The sequence below is a fragment of the Streptomyces sp. NPDC059002 genome, from assembly GCF_042740435.1.
Taxonomy (GTDB): domain Bacteria; phylum Actinomycetota; class Actinomycetes; order Streptomycetales; family Streptomycetaceae; genus Streptomyces.
Genome location: NZ_JBHYJI010000004.1, coordinates 90,804 through 109,045 on the forward strand (window position 1 = coordinate 90,804; position 18,242 = coordinate 109,045).

Here is an 18,242-nt window from a genome sequence, read left to right on the forward strand (position 1 = left end):
CTCCTCTTTCTGTCGCGCGTCCTTCTGCCGCGAGAACCCCTGAAAGCCCCTGGTGGCTCGTGACCCTAGAGACGGAGCCTGACGCTCCGCTGACTCAGCGGTACATCTCCGCGAGGAGGAAGGCGAGGTCCAGCGACTGGGCGTGGTTCAGGCGCGGATCGCAGGCCGTCTCGTAGCGGTGGTGCAGGTTCTCCGCGAGGACGGCGTTGCCGCCGCCCACGCACTCGGTGACGTCGTCGCCGGTCAACTCGACGTGCACGCCGCCCGGATGGGTGCCAAGGGCCCGGTGCACCTCCACGAAGCCGCGCACCTCGTCGAGGACCGCGGCGAAGTCGCGGGTCTTGTGGCCGCTGGGCGCGGTGGTCGTGTTGCCGTGCATGGGGTCGCTGACCCAGCACACGAGGGCTTCCTCGGCCCGCACCTTCTCGACCAGGGTGGGCAGCACGTCGCGGACCCGGTCGGCCCCCGCGCGCACGACGAACGTCAGACGGCCGGGCTCGCGCCGCGGGTCCAGACGGTCGATGAGGGAGAGCACCGTGTCGGGGGTCGCGCCGGGGCCGAGCTTCACGGCGATGGGGTTGGCGATCCGGGAGAAGTACTCGACGTGCGCGCCGTCCGGATCGCGGGTGCGCTCCCCGATCCACAGGAGATGGCCGCTGGTGGCGTAGGCCCGGCCCGTGTCGGGTTCGGTGCGGGTCAGGGCGGCCTCGTAGTCGAGCAGCAGGCCCTCGTGGCCGACGAAGAACTCGGCGGTGCTCAGCTCCGAGGTGTCGACGCCGCAGGCGCGCATGAACGCGATGCTGCGGTCGATCTCGTCGGCGATCGCCTCATAGCGGGCACCGGCGTCCGACGTCGCGACGAAGCCCCGGTTCCAGGCGTGCACCTGGCTCAGACCGGCGAAGCCGCCCATGGTCAGGGCCCGCACCAGGTTCAGGGTCGTCGCGGAGCTCTCGTACATCCGCTTGAGCCGCCAGGGGGCGGGGCGGCGGGCCTCGGCGGTGAACGCGGTGCCGTTGACGGCGTCGCCGCGGTACGAGGGCAGTTCGACACCGGCACGCCGCTCGACGGGACTGGAGCGCGGTTTGGCGTACTGGCCCGCGAGGCGGCCGATCTTGACGACGGGCAGCGCCGTGGCATGGGTGAGGACCACCGCCATCTGCAGCAGGGTCCTGAGCTTGCCGCGGATCGCGTCGGCGGTCAGACCGTCGAACGTCTCCGCGCAGTCGCCGCCCTGCAGCAGCACGGCATCGCCGCGTGCCACGGCCGCGAGCCGGTCGCGCAGCGCGTCGCATTCGGCGGCGAAGACGAGCGGTGGTGCCGTGCCCAACCAGTCGGTGACCTCGGTGAGTTCACGGGCGTCGGGCCACATCGGCTGCTGTGCCACGGTCCTGGTGCGCCAGGATTCGAGAGGGGAATTCTCCATCGCAAGAGCCTTTCAGCGGGAACCGTTGTGCACGGGCGGGATTCACTCCAGCTGAATCCCGGGCCATGGCCGGGGTCAAGCTCTTTCGAAGTGGTCCGCATACGGGGTGCGGAATTGGTCTGGCCCCGGCGGTCCGGCCGCTGTTTCGCTGAATGCACCGGCGAGCACACTCGCGTATTCGCTTCAACAGCGGCCGATTCACAGGGGGTTCACCATGGAGACGGCACGGCGTATCGGGGTGCGGGTCACCTCCGTCGAGCTACCGCATCACGACCCTTTGGAGCTGTACGAGCGGCTGCGCGGGGTCTGCCGCGACAGGGACGTCTTTCTGCTGGAAAGCGCGGACGGCTCCGGATTCGACGACGGATCGGCCGTCGTGGGGGTGAACTCCCTCGCGGAGATACGGGTGTTCGCGCGGCACGTCGAGATCGACGGGGCGCCCGCGGTGGTGGCGGCGCTGACCCGCACCGCCGAGGAGGCCGGGCTCGCCCCGGCCGGGGACGGGCGACTGCTCCTCGGCGACCGGGAGGCGCTGTGGCGCATGCTCCCGGCGGCCCAGCAGGCGTTCCGCGTGGACACCGACGTCCCCGAAAGCCGGTACGCCTTCGGGTTCCTGGCCTCGCTCGCATACGAGGCCGTGTGGCACATGGAGTCCCTGCCGCGGCGGACCGACGCCGCCGGGGGCCCCGACATCACCCTCACGCTCTTCCGGGACACCGTCTGGTACGACCCCGCTTCCGCGACGGTGCACCGACTCACCGCGGACAGCCCGGACTTCGGGGAGCGCACGGTGGATCCGGGGCGGGTGGCGGAGTTCGTCGCGGACGCCGCGGAGCGGGGCGCCGACGCCGCGTCGGCCGTGCCCGGGGCTCCCGCGCCCGTGTCGGTGCGCGACAGCGTGAGCCGCGAGACGTTCCTCGGCTGGGCCGAGCGCTGCCTGGAGCACATCCGGGTCGGTGACATCTACCAGATCCAGATCGGTCACCGCATCGACGTCCGCACGGAGTTGACCCCCGTCGACCTGTACCGGCGGCTGCGGGCGCGCAACCCCTCGCCGTACATGTATCTGGCGCCGCGCGCCGGTCATCTGCTGGTCGGGGCGAGCCCCGAGCTGTACGTCCGCATCCAGGGCGAGCGGATCGAGATGCGCCCCATCGCGGGCACGGCGCACCGCGGCCCCGACGAGGCGGAGAACGAGCAGCGCGTCAAGGAGATGCAGGAGAGCTCCAAGGAGCGCGCCGAGCACGTGATGCTCGTCGACCTGTGCCGCAACGACATCGGCCGTGTGTGCCGGCCCAGCACCCAGCCGGTCGACCGGCTGATGGCGGTGGAGGCGTTCTCCCACGTCTTCCATCTCGTCTCCACGGTCACCGGACGGCTCGCCGGGGACGCGGGCACCTGGGAGGCGGTGCGTGCCACGTTCCCCGCGGGCACGATGAGCGGCGCGCCCAAGGTGCGCGCGATGGAGATCATCGACGGTCTGGAGCGGGAGCGCCGCGGCAGTTACGCGGGCGCGGTGGGCCTGGTCGACGCGCGCGGGTGGACCGAACTCGCGCTGTGCATCCGGTCCGTCGAGTACGACGGCACCACCTACTCCACGCAGAGCTCGGCGGGCCTGGTCGCGCAGTCCGACCCCGAGTCCGAGTGGCGGGAGACGCTGGCCAAGATGGGCGCCGCGCACTGGGCCCTCACGGGGAAGGAGCTGCAGGCATGACGGACAGGAGAGGCACGGGAGGCGTGAGGGGTGTGCGGGGCATGGGAGACAGGCGCGTCCTGCTGATCGACGCGTACGACAGCTTCGTGCACATCATCGACCAGTACCTGCGCACCCTGGGGGCGCGCACCGAGGTGGTCCGCTCCCTGACCCGCTCCCCCGAGGCCCTTGCCGGGCGGGAGCCGGACGCCGTGGTGCTCGGCCCGGGTCCCGGGCACCCCGCCGACTCCGGCCATGTGGAGCTGGTGCACGAGTTCGCAGGGCGGGTTCCGGTGCTCGGGGTGTGCCTCGGCCATCAGGCCATCGCCCTGGCGTACGGCGGCCGGGTGGAGGTGGCCGACCAGGTGATGCACGGGCGCACCAGCGCCGTACGGCACGACGGGGCGGGCGTGTTCACCGGTCTCGGGCACACCCTGGAGGCCACCCGCTACCACTCCCTGGTCGTCGCCGAACCGCTGCCCGACGTGCTCACCCGCACGGCCGTGGCCGCCGACCACGGGTACGTGATGGGCCTGCGCCACCGTGAACTGCCCTTGGAGGGCGTGCAGTTCCACCCCGAGTCGGTGATGACGTCCGGCGGCCTCGCCATGATGGAGAACTTCCTCAGGACCTCGGGTGAGCGCTCCGCCGCGGGGCGCCTGCCCTGACCGTCCCGAGGATCCGCACCGCCTCGGCCACGCCGGACCGCGGCAGATGGGCGTGGCCGATCACCAGGGCGGGGTCCTCCCCCTCCGGCGGCCGGGTGCGGAAGGCCGCCCCGCCGCGCACCGCCACCGAGGCGCGCAGGGCCCCGGCGACCAGGGCCGCCTCGTCGGTGGCCGGGGGCAGCCTGACGTAGGTGTGCAGCCCGGCCGCGGGCCCGGTCACCGCCGCCCCGGGCAGCTGGCGGCGGACCGCCTCCTCCAGGGCGTGACGCCGGTCGCGGGCCTGGGAGTTGAGGCGGCGCAGATGGCGGTCGAGGAGTCCGCTGCGCAGCAGTTCGGCGAAGGCGAGCTGGGTCAGGGTCTCCGTGCCGAGGTCGTGGCGGGCCCGTTCCCGCAGCAGCCGCCCGAGCAGTTCGGCAGGGGCCGCGACCCAGCCGAGGCGGAGTCCGGGGGCGACCGTCTTGCTGGCCGTGCCCGCGTACAGGACGTGCTCGGGGGCGAGGCGCTGCAGGGCGAGCGGGCGCGGTCCGCGGTCGTACCAGATGCCGCCGTCGTAGTCGTCCTCGACGATCAGTCCGCCGGTGTCCCTGGCCCACCGCACCAGCGCGTCGCGGCGTTCGGGCGCCAGGGTCACGCCCGTCGGGTACTGGTGGGCCGGGGTGACGAGGACGGCGCGCAGGCCGGTGGCGGCGAGCGCCCCGACGTCGAGTCCCGCCCCGTCCACGGGCAGCGGCACGGCCCGGAGCCCGCACTCCCGCACGAACTGGCGCTGTCCCGGGTGGCCCGGGTCCTCCACCCCGATGGCGTCGATGCCGTCCCCGCGCAGGACGCCGCACAGCAGGCTCAGGGTCTGCGAGAACCCGGCCACGGCCGCGATCCGCTCCGGGTCGGCGCGCACACCGCGAACGCGCCCCAGATAGCGGGCGAGTTCGACGCGCAGGCCCGGGTCACCGGCCAGCGGCGGGTAGGCGTGCGCCGAGGAGTCGGCGGACTTCAGGGCGCGTTCGTAGCAGCCGAGCCATTCGCGGCGCGGGAAGGCGGGCAGGTTCCCGCCGCCCGGCCGCAGGTCCCACCGGGCGTCGGTCCGGCGCCCCGCTTCCAGGAGGGTCGGGACGACCGCCTCGGCGGTGAGGTGCTCCACGACCCGGGTGCCCGCGCCCTGGGCCGCCTCCAGATAGCCCTCGGCGACGAGCTGGCCGTACGCCTCCACGACCACGCTGCGGGACACGTCGAGGTCATGGGCGAGCCGACGGCTGGAGGGAAGTCGTGTGCCGGGATGCAGAATTCCTTCCTCGATCTCCCGCTTGATGAAGTTCTGTATCTGCGCGGTGAGGGACGTGCGGGAATCACGGGCGACGTCCACTGCCATATGCAGAGCCATGACGTCTCTCCTTTCAACGCTTCGGTTACGTCAAGCGCATCGGTCGTTTCGAAGTGGACCGCATGGAGCGGGGCCGAGTGGTCTGGCAGGAGTGAAGTGGCGCCCGGACACTGGAATTCGACATTCGCTTCTTCGCCAGGGGGAAATGACGTGACCCGCGAACCGTCGGACCACACATGGGCCGAGCTGCTCGACGCACTGCTCGGCGGGCGTGACCTGTCCGCCCGTGAGACGTCCTGGGCCATGGATCAGGTGATGTCGGGCGACGCGGGCGCGGTGCGGCTCGCGGGACTGCTCATCGCCTTACGGGCCAAGGGAGAGGTCGCGGAGGAGATCGAGGGCCTGGTCGACGCGATGCTCGGGCACGCCGTGCGGATCACGGTGCCGGGCCCGACGCTCGACATCGTCGGGACGGGCGGCGACGGCTCGCGCAGCGTCAACGTCTCGACGATGTCGGCGGTCGTCGCCGCGGGTGCGGGGGCGCGGGTCGTCAAGCACGGCAACCGCTCCGCGTCGTCGGCGTGCGGATCGGCCGACGTCCTGGAGGAGTTGGGGGTGGCGCTGCGCCTCGCGCCGGAGGAGGTCGCGGGGGTCGCCGAGGAGGTCGGCATCACGTTCTGCTTCGCCCCGCTGTTCCATCCGGCCATGCGGCACGCGGCGGGGCCGCGCCGGGAGCTGGGGGTGCGCACCGTCTTCAACGTGCTGGGCCCGCTGGTCAATCCGGCCGCGCCGACGGCGGCCGCGATCGGCGTTGCGGACGCCCGCCTCGCACCGCTGCTCGCGCGGGTGCTCGGGCGCCGCGGGACCGACGGGTTCGTCTTCCGCGGCGACGACGGCCTGGACGAGCTGTCGGTCCACACCACCTCCACGGTCTGGTCGGTGTCGGACGGCCGGGTGCGCCAAGAAGTCCTCGATCCGCGCGAGTTGGGCATCGCCCTCGCGCCCGCTGACGCGCTGCGCGGCGGCGACCGGGCGTACAACGCACGCGTGTGCCACGAGGTCCTCGCCGGAGCGCGCGGCCCGGTGCGGGACGCGGTGCTGCTCTCGGCGGCCGCCGGACTCGCCGCCCTGGAACCCGCGGGCGGCAGGACCGTGGCGGCCCGGCTCGCCGTGGGTCTCGAACGGGCCGCGGAGTCGGTGGACTCGGGCGCGGCGGCCGCCGTCCTCGACCGGTGGGTGTCCGTCACCGGCAAGCGGGCCCTCGCGGAGACCGGCTGACATCACGGGGCGGGCAGGGCGACGGGGCGGACGCGGCCCGCGGCCCGCAGCGCGGCCACGGTGGCGCGCGGGGTGCCGCCGGTGACCAGCGCCTCGCCCACCAGGACCGCGTCGGCGCCGGCCCGCGCGCAGGCCGCCACGTCCCACGGCCCGCGCACCCCCGACTCGGCGACGCGCACCCGGTCGGCGGGCAGCCCGGGGGCGATGCGGCCGAACGTCGTGCGGTCCACCCGCAGGGTGCGCAGGTTCCTGGCGTTCACCCCGATCACCGTGGCACCGACGGCGACGGCCCGCTCCGCCTCCGCCTCGTCGTGCACCTCCACCAGGGGCGTCAGGCCGATCTCCCGCGCCTGGGCGTGCAGTTCGGCCAGCTGGTCCGCGCCGAGCGCCGCGACGATCAGGAGCACGAGGTCGGCGCCGTACGCGCGGGCCTCCCACAGCTGGTAGGGGTCGACGACGAAGTCCTTGCGCAGCACGGGGACGTCCACCCGCTCGCGTACGGCCACCAGGTCCGTCAACGAGCCGCCGAACCGGCGCTGTTCGGTCAGCACACTGACCGCGGCGGCCCCGCCCGCGGCGTAGTCGGCGGCGAGCGCCGCCGGGTCCTCGATGTCGGCGAGCGGCCCGCGCGAGGGGCTGGCCCGCTTCACCTCGGCGATGACGCGGACGTGGTCGCCGCGCCGCAGGAGCGCGGCGCAGTCGCGCGGCACCCCCCTGGCCGCCGCCTCGTCGCGCAGCAGGGACAGCGGGACGCGCGCGGTGCGCCCCGCCAGGTCCTCGCGTACCCCTTCGATGATTCCGTCGAGCGCATTCATCGCTTGAATTCCCTCCGCAGCCGAATCCCGGACGCGATCGAGACCGGACGATAAGCGCTGCGCGGGAGCCCGGACATCTCCTTTAAGCGGCAATCGAAACACCCAAGTCAAACCGGTGACCAGGCGCCATCAGCGGCCTGTCAGTTCGCCGTCAGTCCCTTCGTGAAGAATTCGGGGCGTCCCCTCGAATGGATTCTTCTGGAGGAGAAATGACCAACGCGGTCACCCTCACCGGCGAACAGCGTGCCCGGGTCAAGGAAATCGTCTGCGAGATCCTGGAGATCGATGTCGCGGACGTGTCGGGCACCAGCCTCTTCAAGGAGGACCATGACGCCGACTCGATGAGCGCCATCGAGATCCTCACCGCGCTCGAACTCGCCTTCGGCATCGGGATCGACCAGGCCGAGCTGCTCCGCATGGTCAACCTCGACGGGGTCGTCGCGGTGGTCGAAGAGGGCCTGTCCCGGTAGTCCGGGCCGACCGGGTTCCCGACGGAGGAGAGGCAGTGGCGAACATCCCGACCGGGGAGGACGCGGGCGTGCTCTTCACCGAGAGCACCGCCCACCACGACGCGGGGGTGAAGCCCGACACCATCGGCTTCATCCGGCCGCACGGCACCGGCACCAGGGCCGAGGACGGCAGCGGAACCGGCGCGACCCGCCGGGTCCCGGACTCGCCGCACGGTGCCGGCACCGAGGCCGACGACGACAGCGGGACCGGCGCGACCCGCCGGGCCCCGGGATCGCCGCACGGTACCGGTACCAGGACCGGCGACGACAGCGGGACCGGCGCGACCCGCCAGGTCCCCGACGCGCCGCACGGTACCGGTACCGAGGCCGACGGACGTCCCCGGTGACGGCCGCCCCACCGGCGGGGCCGCGCACGGCGGCCCCGGCGGACGGCGCGCCACGGGTGCTGCTGCTGCACGGCCTGGGCGGCACGGCATCGGTGTGGGACCGCCTCGTGCGACAGGTCGGCGACCGGCTCGCGCTGCGGGACGCGGAGCTGCCCTGGCGCGGCATGGCCGCCACCGACTGGAGCACGCTCGACGACCCGGGCCGCATCCTCGCGGACCTCGCCGACTCCTCGTACGACGCCGTCGTCGCGCACTCGTACGCGGCGGGCCTGCTCCTGGAGGAGTACGCGAGCGGGCGCATCGCACCGCGGCCGACCGTGCTCCTGAGCCCGTTCCACCGCTCCCGTGCCGAGGAGTTCGACTGGGCGGCGATCACCTACCACCTCAACGAGTTCCACCGGGTCTTCGAGGAGGCCCTGGCCGTCGGCGAGGCCGGGCGCTATCCGGAAAGGCACCGGAACTGGCTGGCCCGGCGGCTGCGCGACCAGGTCGGCCCGTACGGCTGGATGCGGTACTTCGAGTGCTATCTGCGCTCCCCCTTCGTCGACCTGGACGCGGTGCGGGCCCCGGTGCTCGTGCTGTCCGGCGAACGCGACGTCGCGACGCCTCCCGAGGAGGGCCGGGCCCTCGCGGCCGGGCTGCCGCTGGCCCGCTTCGAACTGGTCCCGGACTGCGGCCACTTCCCCATGCAGGAGCGCGCCGAGCACGTGGCGCGGCTCCTCGACGGCTTCCTCGCCCCCTTGTCCCCGGGACGCGGGGACCGGTCACCCCACGAAAGGCCCTGATGCCCGTACAGCACTGACATCCCCCTATACGACCAGGGCCGCCACGGCTTCGTGGCGGCCCTGGCTGCCTATGAGCGGCGGCGCTTGCCGCCGAGGAACACGCAGGAGGCTGCGGATGACGGCACGGACCCACCCGGCACGGATGACGGACGTACACGACTCGACCTTGCTCGACGCACCGCTGCGCGCGCTGCGCGCGCAGTTCAGCGAGTGGGGTGCGGACTTCTCCCCGCACGCCCTCGCCCTGGACGCGGATCCCGAGTGGGTCCGGCACTGCTTCGACCTGCCCGCCGTGCGCTATCTGGCGCGCATGGGGATCCCGGCCGCCTACGGCCACGACCCCGAACCGATCGGCGGCCGGCGCTTCCGCGGTGAACTGGCCCTGGAACGCGCGGTCATCATGGAGGAGCTGGCCTGCGCGGACGCGGGGATGCTGATCGCCGCCCCCGGGCCGCTGCTCGCGGGCGTCCTCGTGGAGGTGCTCGCCGACGAGGCGCAGAAGGAGTGGTTCTACGGACGGATGACCGCCGAGCCCCTGTGGACGTGCTTCGCGCTGACCGAACCCGACCACGGTTCGGATGCCGCCGCGATGACCACGTCGCTGACTCCGCGCAAGGAGGGTGAAGGGCTCGAACTGCGGGGCGCCAAACGGTATGTGGGCAATGCGGCGCGGGCCCGGATCGGGGTGGTCTTCGCCCGTACGGGACCGGGGCCGCTCGGCGTGAACGCGGTGCTCACGGCGACGGACGTGCCCGGGTTCCGGGCCGCGGCACTGCCCATGATCGGGCTGCGCGGCGCCCTGATCAGCTCGATCGAACTGGACGGCGTGGCCATCGCCGACGAGCAGGTCCTGGGGCGGCATCTGTCGCCGAGCCGCCGGGGCACCTGGGCGTTCATCCAGACGTTCAACCGGCTGCGGCCCGGCGTGGCCGCGATCGCGCTGGGCGTCGCACGCGCCGCGCACGCGTATGTACGGGACAACCGGCGGCAGTTGAAGGCCGACGAGCGGCACCGTCTCGACCGGCTCGGGCGGCAGGTGCGCGCCTGCCGGGAACTGGTGCACCGGGCCGCCGCCGCGGTCGACCACGACGGGGCGAGCGGGCATCTCCCGTCGGCGGCGAAGGTCCGGGCGGCGCGGCTCGCCGAGGAGGCGACGCTCCAGGCGTGCGCCTTCTTCGGTCCCGGCGCCCGCCTGGAGCACCCGTTCCTCGACAAGCTGGCGCGGGACGCCCGCGCGATGGAGTTCCTGGAAGGCACGAGCAGCATGCAGAAGCTCAATCTCTTCCAGGGCTACCGCTCCCACCGGTTCGACCGGGACCAGCCGTTTCCGGTACCGGCCGCCGACGCGTGACGCCGTCCGCCCGGTGAGTTCGGCCGGGCGCACCGGTGCTCTCGGCCGGGCGCACCGAAGGCCCCCGCCACATGCGCGTGGTGGGGGCCTTCGGCATGTCCGGTGACGTCACCGGACGACCTGCACCTCTTCGTGCCGGGCCGGTACGGCGACCTGGAGGCGGTCTCCGGCGCTGCCGGGCCACCACAGCCTGCCCGCGAGCAGTTGCAGCACCGCCGGCATGATCAGGATGCGGACCACCACGACGTCCAGGATCACGGCCATGCAGAGCCCGAATCCGAGCTGCTTCATCTCCAGGAGGTTGGTGAAGATGAAGCTGACGAAGACCGCCACCATCACCACGGCGCCACCCGTGACGACGCTCGCCGAGCGTCCGATGCCCTCCAGGATCGCTTCCTTCGTGGCCTTGCCCTGCTGCGCCGCCTCCTTGATGCGGCTCACCATGAACACGTTGTAGTCGGTGGACAGGCCGAAGAGGATGACGAACAGGAAGAGGGGGATGCGGGCGACGATGAACCCGTTGGACTCGTAGTCGAGTTGGCCCTGCACCCAGTCCGACTGGAACACCAGGACCAGCAGGCCGAGCGCGCCGAGCGCGGACGCCACGTTCAGGAGGGTGGAGACCAGGGCGACGGGCACGGACCTGAAGGCGACCAGCATCACCAGGAAGCTCAGTGCGAGGACGGCCCCGATGACCCAGGGCAGCGCGTCCATCTGGTGGTCGAGCACGTCCGCGTTGCGCGCCACGTCGCCGGTGACGGCGGTCTCCGCGCCCGGGATCCGGCCCGCGGTCCCCGGCACCAGGTCGTCGCGGACCCGGTCGAGGGCCTGCTGCGCCTTGTCCGAGTCGATGGCGTAGGGAGTCTTGATGCGCAGGGTGCCGGTGGTGCCGTCGTCGGCGATCCTGGTGCGCGGCGCCATGTCGGAGCGGAAGAGGGGGTCACGCTCCGCGCGCTGCTCCAAGTCCCGCAGGGCGGGGCGCAGTTCGCCGCGCTGCTCGGTGTCCGTCCGCACGACGACCAGATAGTCGGCGCCCTGCGAAGGGAACTGCTCCATCATCCGGTCGCGCGCCTTGACCGCGGCGACCTTGGGCAGCGTGCTGACCTCCGTCGAGGACAGCTGCATGCCGAGCGCGGGCAGGGCGAGCCCGGCGATCACGAGGAGACCGGCGACGAGCGCGACGCGCGGGTGGTTCATCGCGGGCCGCAGCAGCCGGGGCCACAGCCGGCCGGGGCCCGACGAGCGGGCGGCGAGGCGGCCGAGCAGCGGGAGCCGGGGCCGCTCCAGGGCGCGGCCGAGCTTGGCGAGCAGTGCGGGCAGCAGGGTCAGCGAGGCGCCGAGGACGATGGCCACGACGGAGATCGAGCTGATCGCCAGCGAGGAGAAGACGACGTCGCCGACGACGAAGAGCGCGGCGAGCGAGACGATGACGGCGCAGCCCGACACCAGCACGGAGCGGCCCGCGGTGGTCACGGCGATGCGCAGGGCGGCCTCGTCGGCCATCCGGCCGCCGGTGCGTGCGTGCTCCTCGCGGACCCGCTTGACGAAGAGCAGCGAGTAGTCGACGCCGACCGCCATGCCCATGAGCAGGATCAGGTTGTTGTTGGCGCCGACGCTCGGGAAGAGGTGCGAGAACAGCTGGGAGAGGCCCATCGCGGCACCGACCGCGGAGAGCGCGAGGAGCACCGGGACTCCGGCGGCGACGATGGCGCCGAAGACGACCATCAGGATGATGAGCGTCAGGGGCAGGGTGATGCGCTCGGCGGTGGCGAGGTCCTCCCCCATCGACTCGGAGACGCCCTGCCCCATGGAGAAGTGTCCGGTCTGCGCCACCTGCACCTGCGGGTGGGCCTTCTGGACGGCCTCCGTGCGGTCGAGGAGCTCCGGGATGTCGTCGGAGATCGCCGCCTCCTCGCCCTTCATGGTGAGCGTGACGAGCAACGCGTCGCCGCTGGGCGCCCGTTCGGGCTTCTTGACCTCGGCGACCGACGGCGCGCCGGTCATCCGCCGCACGGCGTCGGCGGCCGCGGCGCGGGCGGCCTCCTTGTCCAGTGTGGCGCTGCCGGGGGCCGGGGTGATGACGATCTTCTCTTCGAGGGGGTCCAGGATCCCCGCGTCCTGGGCGATGTCCTCGGCCCGGCCCGCCTGGCCGACCCGGTAGTCGACGCTGTCGGCCGCGCGGGTGCCTGCCATCGAACCGAGCGCGAGGCAGAGCACGACGAGCAGCAGCCAGCCTAAGACGGCGCGCCATGGGTGGCGCGCGCTCCACATGGCGATCCGGACGGTGGGCCGGTCCGCTGCCCGCGCCCCGGCATTCTGACGATCCATCAGCCCATACCTCAATCCCTGCTCGGTACCTGTCAGTCAACAGTGACAGGTGTCTTTGAATCCCGTCAACTGTCACTGGGGAGTGTGGCTGAATGGCTCGTTCCGACCCCCCGGACGCCTGGATTCCGCCCGCCGGGCATGCCGGTGGGCCGGAGCGCTTCCGCACTCCGGCCCAGGTCAGGACCGCTCTTTCGTCACTCCTCCACGCGGTGCGCCTCGGCGAGCAACTCCGATACGTACGCGACCTGTCCCGGCCCCGACGACAGATAGCCGGACGCGCCGAGCAGCCGCACCTGCGCCCGGTCGGCACCGGTCAGCTGATCCTGCAGATCGCGCAACTGCGGGCCCGACAGCATGCCGGTCCCGGCCTCGTCGAGCACGGCGCGCACCTCCAGATGGTCGAGCAGCGCCTCGGCCACCGCCGCCTTCACCAACTGCTGCTGCAGCAGCGGATTCCCGTCCCCCACCGTGCGCCCCTGGAGGTGGTCGACGACGTCCTCGCGCAGCCGCTCCGACAGGCCGAGCCGCAGCCAGACGAGGCCGAGGGCGAGCGCCGGATCCGCCGCGGCGGGCCCACGCGCGTGGCGGACCATCACCACGCGGCCGCCCGGCAGCTCGGTCGCAGCCAACTCCTCGACGTCCTGCGGCACTTCGGCGGCGGCGAGCATGCCATGGCCCCGCGGGCCGAGCGGCAGACGCCCGTCGAGCGCCGTCCGCCGCAGCACGGTCAGGGCGGGGGCGAGCCCCTCGTCGCGGGCGGTCCGGTGGATCCGCGTCCACACCCGGGACCCGGCCGGTGCCGTCACCGCGCTCATGACGTCCCGCCCGCGGTCCGGCAGACCCCGAGGTCGCCCGTGAGCGGATCACGGTCCACCAGGACCGGCCGCTCGCCCGCCGCGGACGGACCCGCGAGCTCCGCCCACAGCGCCGTGCACGGGAACCCCTTCGCGGTGGTGCGCACCTCGGCGACCGCGTCCGGCACATCGCGTCCCGGGTCGATGCCGGGGCCCGCGACCAGCGTCACGGGCCCTTCGGCGAGCGAGGGCGCCAACTGCCGGGCGAGCTCGGCCCGTACGTCGTCCGTGGCGACCCCCGGCGTGACCCGGGCCGACGGCCGGATCCCGGGGGCCTCGTCGGCGGCGAGCAGCAGGGCGACGCCCGCGTCGCCCTGCGGCCCGGCACCGGTGTCGTACGGCAGGGACGCCTGGTCGAGCACCAGCACGAGCACCCGGCTCAGGGCGTGCCGTCGCGCATAGGCCCCGGCGAGGCCCAGGGCGCCGAACGGTGCGATGCCGCCCTGCTCGCCGACGGCGAAGGTGAGCGGCCCGTCCGGCCAGACCTCCGACAGATAGGTGGCCGCCGCGTGGCGGCAGTCGAGGTCAGGCGTGGCATGGGCGACGATCACCGCGCCCACCGGCTCGGCCGCGAGCCCGAGGTCCTCGACGAGCCGGCGGGACATCGTGGTGAAGTCGTTGCCCGCGCCGCCCGGCACCAGATCGGGCCGGTACGCGCGCCCGTGGGCCGCGGTCAGATCGGTGAAGTGCCGGGCGGAGAAGGCGTCGTCGATGCGGTGCTCGCCCCGGGGGAACTCCAGGTGCGCCGCCCGCGCCAGACGCAGCGCGGGAGGCGGGGCACCGCCGAGGTCGGGTGCAGGCGTCCGGTACACCGTCAGGCGCTCATCTCGGTGAGCAGGAAGTCGGCGAGGCTGCGCACCGTCTCGAAGTGCCGCATCTCCAGGCTGTCCGTGTCCAGTTCGAGGGAGAGCCGGTCCTCCAGCTCCATGAGCAGCTCGAAGACTCCGCTGGAGTCCAGGCCGACCTGGTCGAAGAGGCGGGCTTCGGCGTCGAGGCCGGACAGGTCCTGGTTCAGGACCTGGGTCAGGGCGGCCTTGATGGCCGTGACGACCTCGTCCCTGCGGGCGTCCTGCGGCGCCTCGGGCGTGGCGGGTGTGACGGCGGTGTCGGACATGGTCGGGGTTCCCTTCCTGGGGTTCGTGTCGTGGGGTGCGTGGGGTGCGTGGGGTGCGTGGGGTGCGTGGGGTTCGGGGTGTCACTCGGCGGTGCGCGGACCGCCGAACGCGGGCTTTCCCGGCAGGCGTTGCAGTCGCAGCAGGTCCTCGGGTCGGTCGCGCTCACGGACCAGGTGGGCGGTGCCGTCCACGACGAGCACCTCCGCGGGGTGGCCGTGGCTGAGGAAGTTCACCGGGGACGCGCTCGGCCCGTAGGCACCGGAGCGCCCGACGCCGATCAGGTCACCTGGCCGGATCTCGGGCAGTGCGACCTTCTTGCCGAGGGTGTCGTTCGGCGTGCACAGCGGTCCCGTGATGTTCCAGTCGCCCGCGACGGGCTCGTCCAGGCGGTTGAGCACCTGGATCGGGAAGTTCCGCTTGACGAACGAGCCGATGCCCACCGCCGCCATGTGGTGGTTGGTGCCGCCGTCGGCGACCGCGAAGTTCTCCCCCATGGAGGTCTTCACATAGCGCACGCGCGTGACGTACGTGCCCGACAGCGCGGTGAGATAGCGGCCGAGCTCCATCACGAGCCGGGTGTCGGGGTGCGCGGCGGCGAACTTGTCGAGCAGCGGATTGATGCGCGCGGCGATGTCGCCGAGGTCCAGGTCGCTCTCGTTGTCGAAGTAGGCGACACCGAGGCCGCCGCCGATGTCGACCATCTCCAGCGGGAAGCCGAGGCTCCCGGAGAGGCGCTGGGCCAGGTCGAGGATGCGCTCGGTGTTCTCGGCGACGGCGCTCTCGCTGAGGATCCGCGTACCCATGTACACCTGCACGCCCATCAGGCGGACATGCCGGTGGCGGGCCGGCAGATCGGTCGCCTGCGCCAACTGGGCCTCGTCGATGCCGAATTGGCGGGGCTTGCCGCCCATCGTGAGCCCGGAGCCCTTGACGGCGAACTCGGGGTTCACGCGCAGCGCCACCGGGGCGACGACCCCGCGCTCGGCGGCCACCTCGTCGATGAGGGCCAGCTCGCCGAACGACTCGCAGATGATCGCGTACACGCCCCCGCCCTCCCCGTCGAGGCAGGCGGCGAGTTCCGCGCGGCTCTTGCCGGGGCCGAGGAAGATGGTGTCCTCGGGCGCGACGCCCGCGGCCCGCGCGGTGGCGAGCTCGGCGAGCGACGAGATCTCGGCGCGGGCGCCGTGCGCGTGCAGCAGGGCGCAGATCGCCGCGTTCGGGTTGGCCTTGAGGGAGAAGAACACCTCCAGGCGCGGGTGCAGTTGCTCGCGCAGGTCCGCCATGCAGTCCCGCAGTACGTCTCCGTCGTAGAGGTAGAGAGGGGTGCCGAACTCCTCGGCGATGTCCGTGACCTTCAGCCCCTGCACCTCGGTCTCAGCAGGCATGAATCGCTCCTTCCGACATGAGCCTGGCGGCGATCGCGTCGTCGAGCGCGGCCAGCTCGGCCACCGAGTCCGCCACCACCAGTCCGTAGAGGCGCCCGTCGAACGGCTCGCCGGGGCGGACGGCGTGCCCGGCGTTGACGGTCGCGAAGTTGTTCACCAACAGGCCGGATCCGCCGGTCTGTTCGAGCAGCAGGCCGCGCAGCAGATCGGCCAGGGCGTCGAAGGACAGCGGGCGGGTGAGGCGCAGCGGGTAGTGGCGTGCCAGGGCGCAGCGGCCGTCGTCGACGAACCGCTCCTGGAGCCGCACCTGGTACGTCGACATGTTGTTCCTGGCATTGATCTCGATCACCGGGTACACACCGCCCTCGGTGTCGAGCAGGGCGTCCACCCCGACCACTCCGGTGTAGCCGTCGCGCGCCAGGCGGGCGCCGATGCCCGCCGCCGCGTCCCGCAGCGGGTCCGACTGGGCCGGGGTGAGCCGCGCCGGCATCCGGTGCCCCTTGTGGACGCCGCCCTCGGTGACGGCCCGCTTCACGAAGTCGAAGTGGACGTCGCCCTCGGGGCCGACCGTGAACTGGTAGTTCAGGTCACCGGAGTGGGGCACCCACTCCTCGACGACGAAGGCGATCCGCTGCTGCCCGGACCGCTCGACGCGCTGGCGGACCATGCGCAGCACGCGCTCGATCCAGCGTTCGTTGTCCAGGACGACGATGCCCTTGCCGGAGACCCCGAAGGCCTCCTTGACCACGGCGCGGCGCCCCTCGGCGAGCAGGCCCCGGGCGTGGTCGAGCGCCTCGGCGAGCTCGTCGAGGCTCTCGCAGGTCCAGCCGCGCGGCTGGCGCAGGCCGAGGCCGTCCGCGACACGACGGCTGTAGATCTTGCTGTTGACGGCCTTGCAGACGTCGGCGCCGGGGCCCGCGAGGGGCAGGCCCGCGCTCCGGGCGAGTTCCTCCTCCACCACGGACACCCCGTGGGGCACCAACGTGGCGCCCTGCCCCGCCAGTTCGCCCAGGGCGGCAAGGAGCGCCGGGTCGGCGAGGGCGTCCTCGGTGACCGTGCGCTGGGTGTCCTGCGCCGCCACGGTGTGCAGGACGGGCAGGTCGAGGCCGAGCCCCTCCAGATACGCGAGGTAGCCGGGGTCCGGCGGGGCCTTCAGGACGACGTGGTCGCCCTTGCCCGCGAGGAGCAGCGCGAACTCGTCCATCCGGTTGACCACGGCACTGCCCGTGGCCGCGGAGAAGCGGGGCAGCGTGTGCTCGCCGCGCGCCCACACCTCCTCGACCTCGAAGTTGCCCAGGAACACGAGGGGGGCCTGGGGGGAACCGGCCACCGCGGTCTTCAGCCTGGGCAGGAAGCCCCTCAGGAATTCGTCCATGTCGTCGACGCCTCTCTCCTGTCTGTCCGGTGTCGGTACGGGAGCGTTCAGTGCTGGAGGATCGTGGCGGCGAAGGTCTGTCCCAGGCCCGCCGAGGTCATCAGGTAGTGGTCGCCGGGCCTGAGCAGGCCGCGCTCCCTGGCCGACTGGTAGTTGATGAACGGGTCCGCGCAGAAGCTGTGGCCGGTGGCGCCGATGTTGTCGAGGAAGATCCGGTCGACGGGGATGCCGAGGTTCTTGGCGGCCACCGTCCAGGAGACCCGGTTCACGTTGTGCGGCAGGACCAGGTCCAGGTCCGCGACGGTGATGCCCGCCTCCTCGGTGGCGGCGAGCACGACCTCCTGGAGGGCGTCCTGGTAGATGCGGGACGCCTCCTTGGCGAGGCCGCTGCCCGACAGGTCGATCAGTCCGTCCGCCCTGCCGTGGATGCGGCTGGCGTAGCCGAGCACACGGTCGCGTCCGCCGCCGGGTGCCAGCAGCACCGCCGCGGTGGCCTCACCCATGATCGAGACGTCGGCGATCCACTGGGAGAAGGGCGTCATGGTCTTCTCGCCCGCGAGGACCAGCGCCAGCGCGTCCGGGTCCCCGTCGGCCGCCAGCAGCAGGCCGGCCACGTCCAGGGCGAGCAGCCCGGTGGCGCAGCCGTGGTCGGCGACCGCGAACGTGCGCGCGCGGCGCAGGCCCAGGCTCTCGCGGACCTCCCGCAGGGGGCGGTCCGGGTAGGGCGCCGTCGTACGGATCCCCTTGGCCTGGATCACATAGCGGACCCGGTCCTCCTGCCCGGCCAGGCCCTCCAGCTTCCCGGCCGCCGCGGTCAGCAGCTCGGCCTCCGACCGGCCGGGGGCCTGGCAGATCCGGTCGAGGCCGTAGAGCCGGGTGAAACGACGGACCTCCTGATCCTTGAGGCCCAGGGATTCCTTGAGCCCGTGCACCGGCACCGTCTCCGGCAGATGACTCGACACCGCCACCACTGAGGTCATGGCCCGGACGCTATTGAG

At 72.7% G+C, this 18,242-nt stretch carries 17 protein-coding genes; 7 read left to right on the forward strand and 10 right to left on the reverse strand.

All coding sequences use genetic code 11. The features are described from left to right. Positions 1 to 94 precede the first annotated feature (94 nt). Positions 95 to 1,423, reverse strand: a complete 1,329-nt coding sequence (locus ACFWZ2_RS05815; protein ID WP_384542366.1) for a class II 3-deoxy-7-phosphoheptulonate synthase — start codon at positions 1,421 to 1,423, stop codon at positions 95 to 97. A 214-nt stretch (positions 1,424 to 1,637) separates the two neighbouring features. On the opposite strand from ACFWZ2_RS05815, the gene ACFWZ2_RS05820 reads away from it, so the two are divergent. Together ACFWZ2_RS05820 and ACFWZ2_RS05825 are read left to right on the forward strand one after the other, a co-directional pair. Next, positions 1,638 to 3,137, forward strand: a complete 1,500-nt coding sequence (locus ACFWZ2_RS05820; protein ID WP_384542369.1) for an anthranilate synthase component I family protein — start codon at positions 1,638 to 1,640, stop codon at positions 3,135 to 3,137. A gap of 41 nt (positions 3,138 to 3,178) precedes the next feature. Then, the gene (locus ACFWZ2_RS05825; protein ID WP_384542372.1) at positions 3,179 to 3,784 is read left to right on the forward strand and encodes an anthranilate synthase component II; all 606 of its coding nucleotides are present in this window, start codon (positions 3,179 to 3,181) and stop codon (positions 3,782 to 3,784) included. Here ACFWZ2_RS05825 and ACFWZ2_RS05830 read toward each other — a convergent pair. Further along, on the reverse strand, positions 3,741 to 5,162 hold the full coding sequence (locus tag ACFWZ2_RS05830) for a PLP-dependent aminotransferase family protein (protein WP_384542375.1): 1,422 nt from the start codon (positions 5,160 to 5,162) through the stop codon (positions 3,741 to 3,743). The genes ACFWZ2_RS05825 and ACFWZ2_RS05830 overlap by 44 nt on opposite strands. A 150-nt stretch (positions 5,163 to 5,312) precedes the next feature. Between ACFWZ2_RS05830 and trpD the strand changes: the two genes are divergently transcribed. Then, positions 5,313 to 6,380 (forward strand): anthranilate phosphoribosyltransferase, encoded by a 1,068-nt coding sequence (trpD, locus tag ACFWZ2_RS05835; RefSeq protein WP_384542378.1) that lies wholly within the window; start codon positions 5,313 to 5,315, stop codon positions 6,378 to 6,380. Between the two features lie 2 nt (positions 6,381 to 6,382). On the opposite strand, the gene trpC is transcribed toward trpD, so the two are convergent. Next, positions 6,383 to 7,195 carry an indole-3-glycerol phosphate synthase TrpC gene (gene trpC / locus ACFWZ2_RS05840; RefSeq protein WP_384542381.1) on the reverse strand — a complete coding sequence of 271 codons (813 nt, stop codon included), beginning with the start codon at positions 7,193 to 7,195 and terminating at the stop codon, positions 6,383 to 6,385. Between the two features lie 209 nt (positions 7,196 to 7,404). Between trpC and ACFWZ2_RS05845 the strand changes: the two genes are divergently transcribed. From ACFWZ2_RS05845 to ACFWZ2_RS05860, 4 genes are all read left to right on the forward strand, one after another. Further along, entirely contained in the window at positions 7,405 to 7,665 is a 261-nt protein-coding gene (locus ACFWZ2_RS05845) for an acyl carrier protein (protein ID WP_384542384.1), read from the forward strand. Between the two features lie 35 nt (positions 7,666 to 7,700). Next, positions 7,701 to 8,051 carry a hypothetical protein gene (locus tag ACFWZ2_RS05850; protein WP_384542387.1) on the forward strand — a complete coding sequence of 117 codons (351 nt, stop codon included), beginning with the start codon at positions 7,701 to 7,703 and terminating at the stop codon, positions 8,049 to 8,051. Beyond that, positions 8,048 to 8,836 (forward strand): alpha/beta fold hydrolase, encoded by a 789-nt coding sequence (locus tag ACFWZ2_RS05855; protein WP_384542390.1) that lies wholly within the window; start codon positions 8,048 to 8,050, stop codon positions 8,834 to 8,836. The genes ACFWZ2_RS05850 and ACFWZ2_RS05855 overlap by 4 nt, the downstream gene beginning before the upstream one ends. Positions 8,837 to 8,951: 115 nt before the next feature. Continuing rightward, positions 8,952 to 10,187 (forward strand): acyl-CoA dehydrogenase family protein, encoded by a 1,236-nt coding sequence (locus tag ACFWZ2_RS05860; RefSeq protein ID WP_384542393.1) that lies wholly within the window; start codon positions 8,952 to 8,954, stop codon positions 10,185 to 10,187. A gap of 108 nt (positions 10,188 to 10,295) precedes the next feature. On the opposite strand, the gene ACFWZ2_RS05865 is transcribed toward ACFWZ2_RS05860, so the two are convergent. The 7 genes from ACFWZ2_RS05865 to ACFWZ2_RS05895 form a co-directional block, all read right to left on the reverse strand. Further along, a complete protein-coding gene (locus tag ACFWZ2_RS05865) occupies positions 10,296 to 12,515 on the reverse strand; it encodes an MMPL family transporter (RefSeq protein ID WP_384542396.1) in 2,220 nt (739 codons plus the stop codon). A gap of 194 nt (positions 12,516 to 12,709) precedes the next feature. Beyond that, positions 12,710 to 13,330: a hypothetical protein gene (locus ACFWZ2_RS05870; RefSeq protein WP_384542399.1), complete on the reverse strand. Its 621-nt coding sequence runs from the start codon at positions 13,328 to 13,330 to the stop codon at positions 12,710 to 12,712. Beyond that, a complete protein-coding gene (locus tag ACFWZ2_RS05875) occupies positions 13,327 to 14,181 on the reverse strand; it encodes a hypothetical protein (RefSeq protein WP_384542402.1) in 855 nt (284 codons plus the stop codon). The genes ACFWZ2_RS05870 and ACFWZ2_RS05875 overlap by 4 nt, the downstream gene beginning before the upstream one ends. Positions 14,182 to 14,183: 2 nt before the next feature. After that, complete coding sequence (locus ACFWZ2_RS05880) at positions 14,184 to 14,483, reverse strand: acyl carrier protein (RefSeq protein WP_384542405.1); 300 nt, start codon at positions 14,481 to 14,483, stop codon at positions 14,184 to 14,186. 81 nt (positions 14,484 to 14,564) lie between these two features. Then, positions 14,565 to 15,869, reverse strand: a complete 1,305-nt coding sequence (locus ACFWZ2_RS05885; RefSeq protein ID WP_384542408.1) for a type III PLP-dependent enzyme — start codon at positions 15,867 to 15,869, stop codon at positions 14,565 to 14,567. Continuing rightward, a complete protein-coding gene (locus ACFWZ2_RS05890) occupies positions 15,859 to 17,244 on the reverse strand; it encodes an ATP-grasp domain-containing protein (protein ID WP_384542411.1) in 1,386 nt (461 codons plus the stop codon). Before ACFWZ2_RS05890 ends, ACFWZ2_RS05885 begins: the two co-directional genes overlap by 11 nt. A 47-nt stretch (positions 17,245 to 17,291) precedes the next feature. Beyond that, the gene (locus ACFWZ2_RS05895) at positions 17,292 to 18,224 is read right to left on the reverse strand and encodes a 3-oxoacyl-[acyl-carrier-protein] synthase III C-terminal domain-containing protein (RefSeq protein WP_384542414.1); all 933 of its coding nucleotides are present in this window, start codon (positions 18,222 to 18,224) and stop codon (positions 17,292 to 17,294) included. Between the last annotated feature and the right edge of the window lie 18 nt (positions 18,225 to 18,242).

Excerpts from the sequence above, each read along its gene's own strand:
- ACFWZ2_RS05890 (WP_384542411.1), bottom strand. The coding sequence starts at position 17,244 with ATGGACGAATTCCTGAGGGGCTTCCTGCCCAGGCTGAAGACCGCGGTG.
- ACFWZ2_RS05820 (WP_384542369.1), top strand. The coding sequence starts at position 1,638 with ATGGAGACGGCACGGCGTATCGGGGTGCGGGTCACCTCCGTCGAGCTA.
- ACFWZ2_RS05860 (WP_384542393.1), top strand. The coding sequence starts at position 8,952 with ATGACGGCACGGACCCACCCGGCACGGATGACGGACGTACACGACTCG.
- ACFWZ2_RS05865 (WP_384542396.1), bottom strand. The coding sequence starts at position 12,515 with ATGGATCGTCAGAATGCCGGGGCGCGGGCAGCGGACCGGCCCACCGTC.
- trpC (WP_384542381.1), bottom strand. The coding sequence starts at position 7,195 with ATGAATGCGCTCGACGGAATCATCGAAGGGGTACGCGAGGACCTGGCG.
- ACFWZ2_RS05870 (WP_384542399.1), bottom strand. The coding sequence starts at position 13,330 with ATGAGCGCGGTGACGGCACCGGCCGGGTCCCGGGTGTGGACGCGGATC.
- ACFWZ2_RS05885 (WP_384542408.1), bottom strand. The coding sequence starts at position 15,869 with ATGCCTGCTGAGACCGAGGTGCAGGGGCTGAAGGTCACGGACATCGCC.
- ACFWZ2_RS05880 (WP_384542405.1), bottom strand. The coding sequence starts at position 14,483 with ATGTCCGACACCGCCGTCACACCCGCCACGCCCGAGGCGCCGCAGGAC.
- ACFWZ2_RS05830 (WP_384542375.1), bottom strand. The coding sequence starts at position 5,162 with ATGGCTCTGCATATGGCAGTGGACGTCGCCCGTGATTCCCGCACGTCC.
- ACFWZ2_RS05895 (WP_384542414.1), bottom strand. The coding sequence starts at position 18,224 with ATGACCTCAGTGGTGGCGGTGTCGAGTCATCTGCCGGAGACGGTGCCG.
- ACFWZ2_RS05825 (WP_384542372.1), top strand. The coding sequence starts at position 3,179 with ATGGGAGACAGGCGCGTCCTGCTGATCGACGCGTACGACAGCTTCGTG.
- ACFWZ2_RS05815 (WP_384542366.1), bottom strand. The coding sequence starts at position 1,423 with ATGGAGAATTCCCCTCTCGAATCCTGGCGCACCAGGACCGTGGCACAG.
- ACFWZ2_RS05845 (WP_384542384.1), top strand. The coding sequence starts at position 7,405 with ATGACCAACGCGGTCACCCTCACCGGCGAACAGCGTGCCCGGGTCAAG.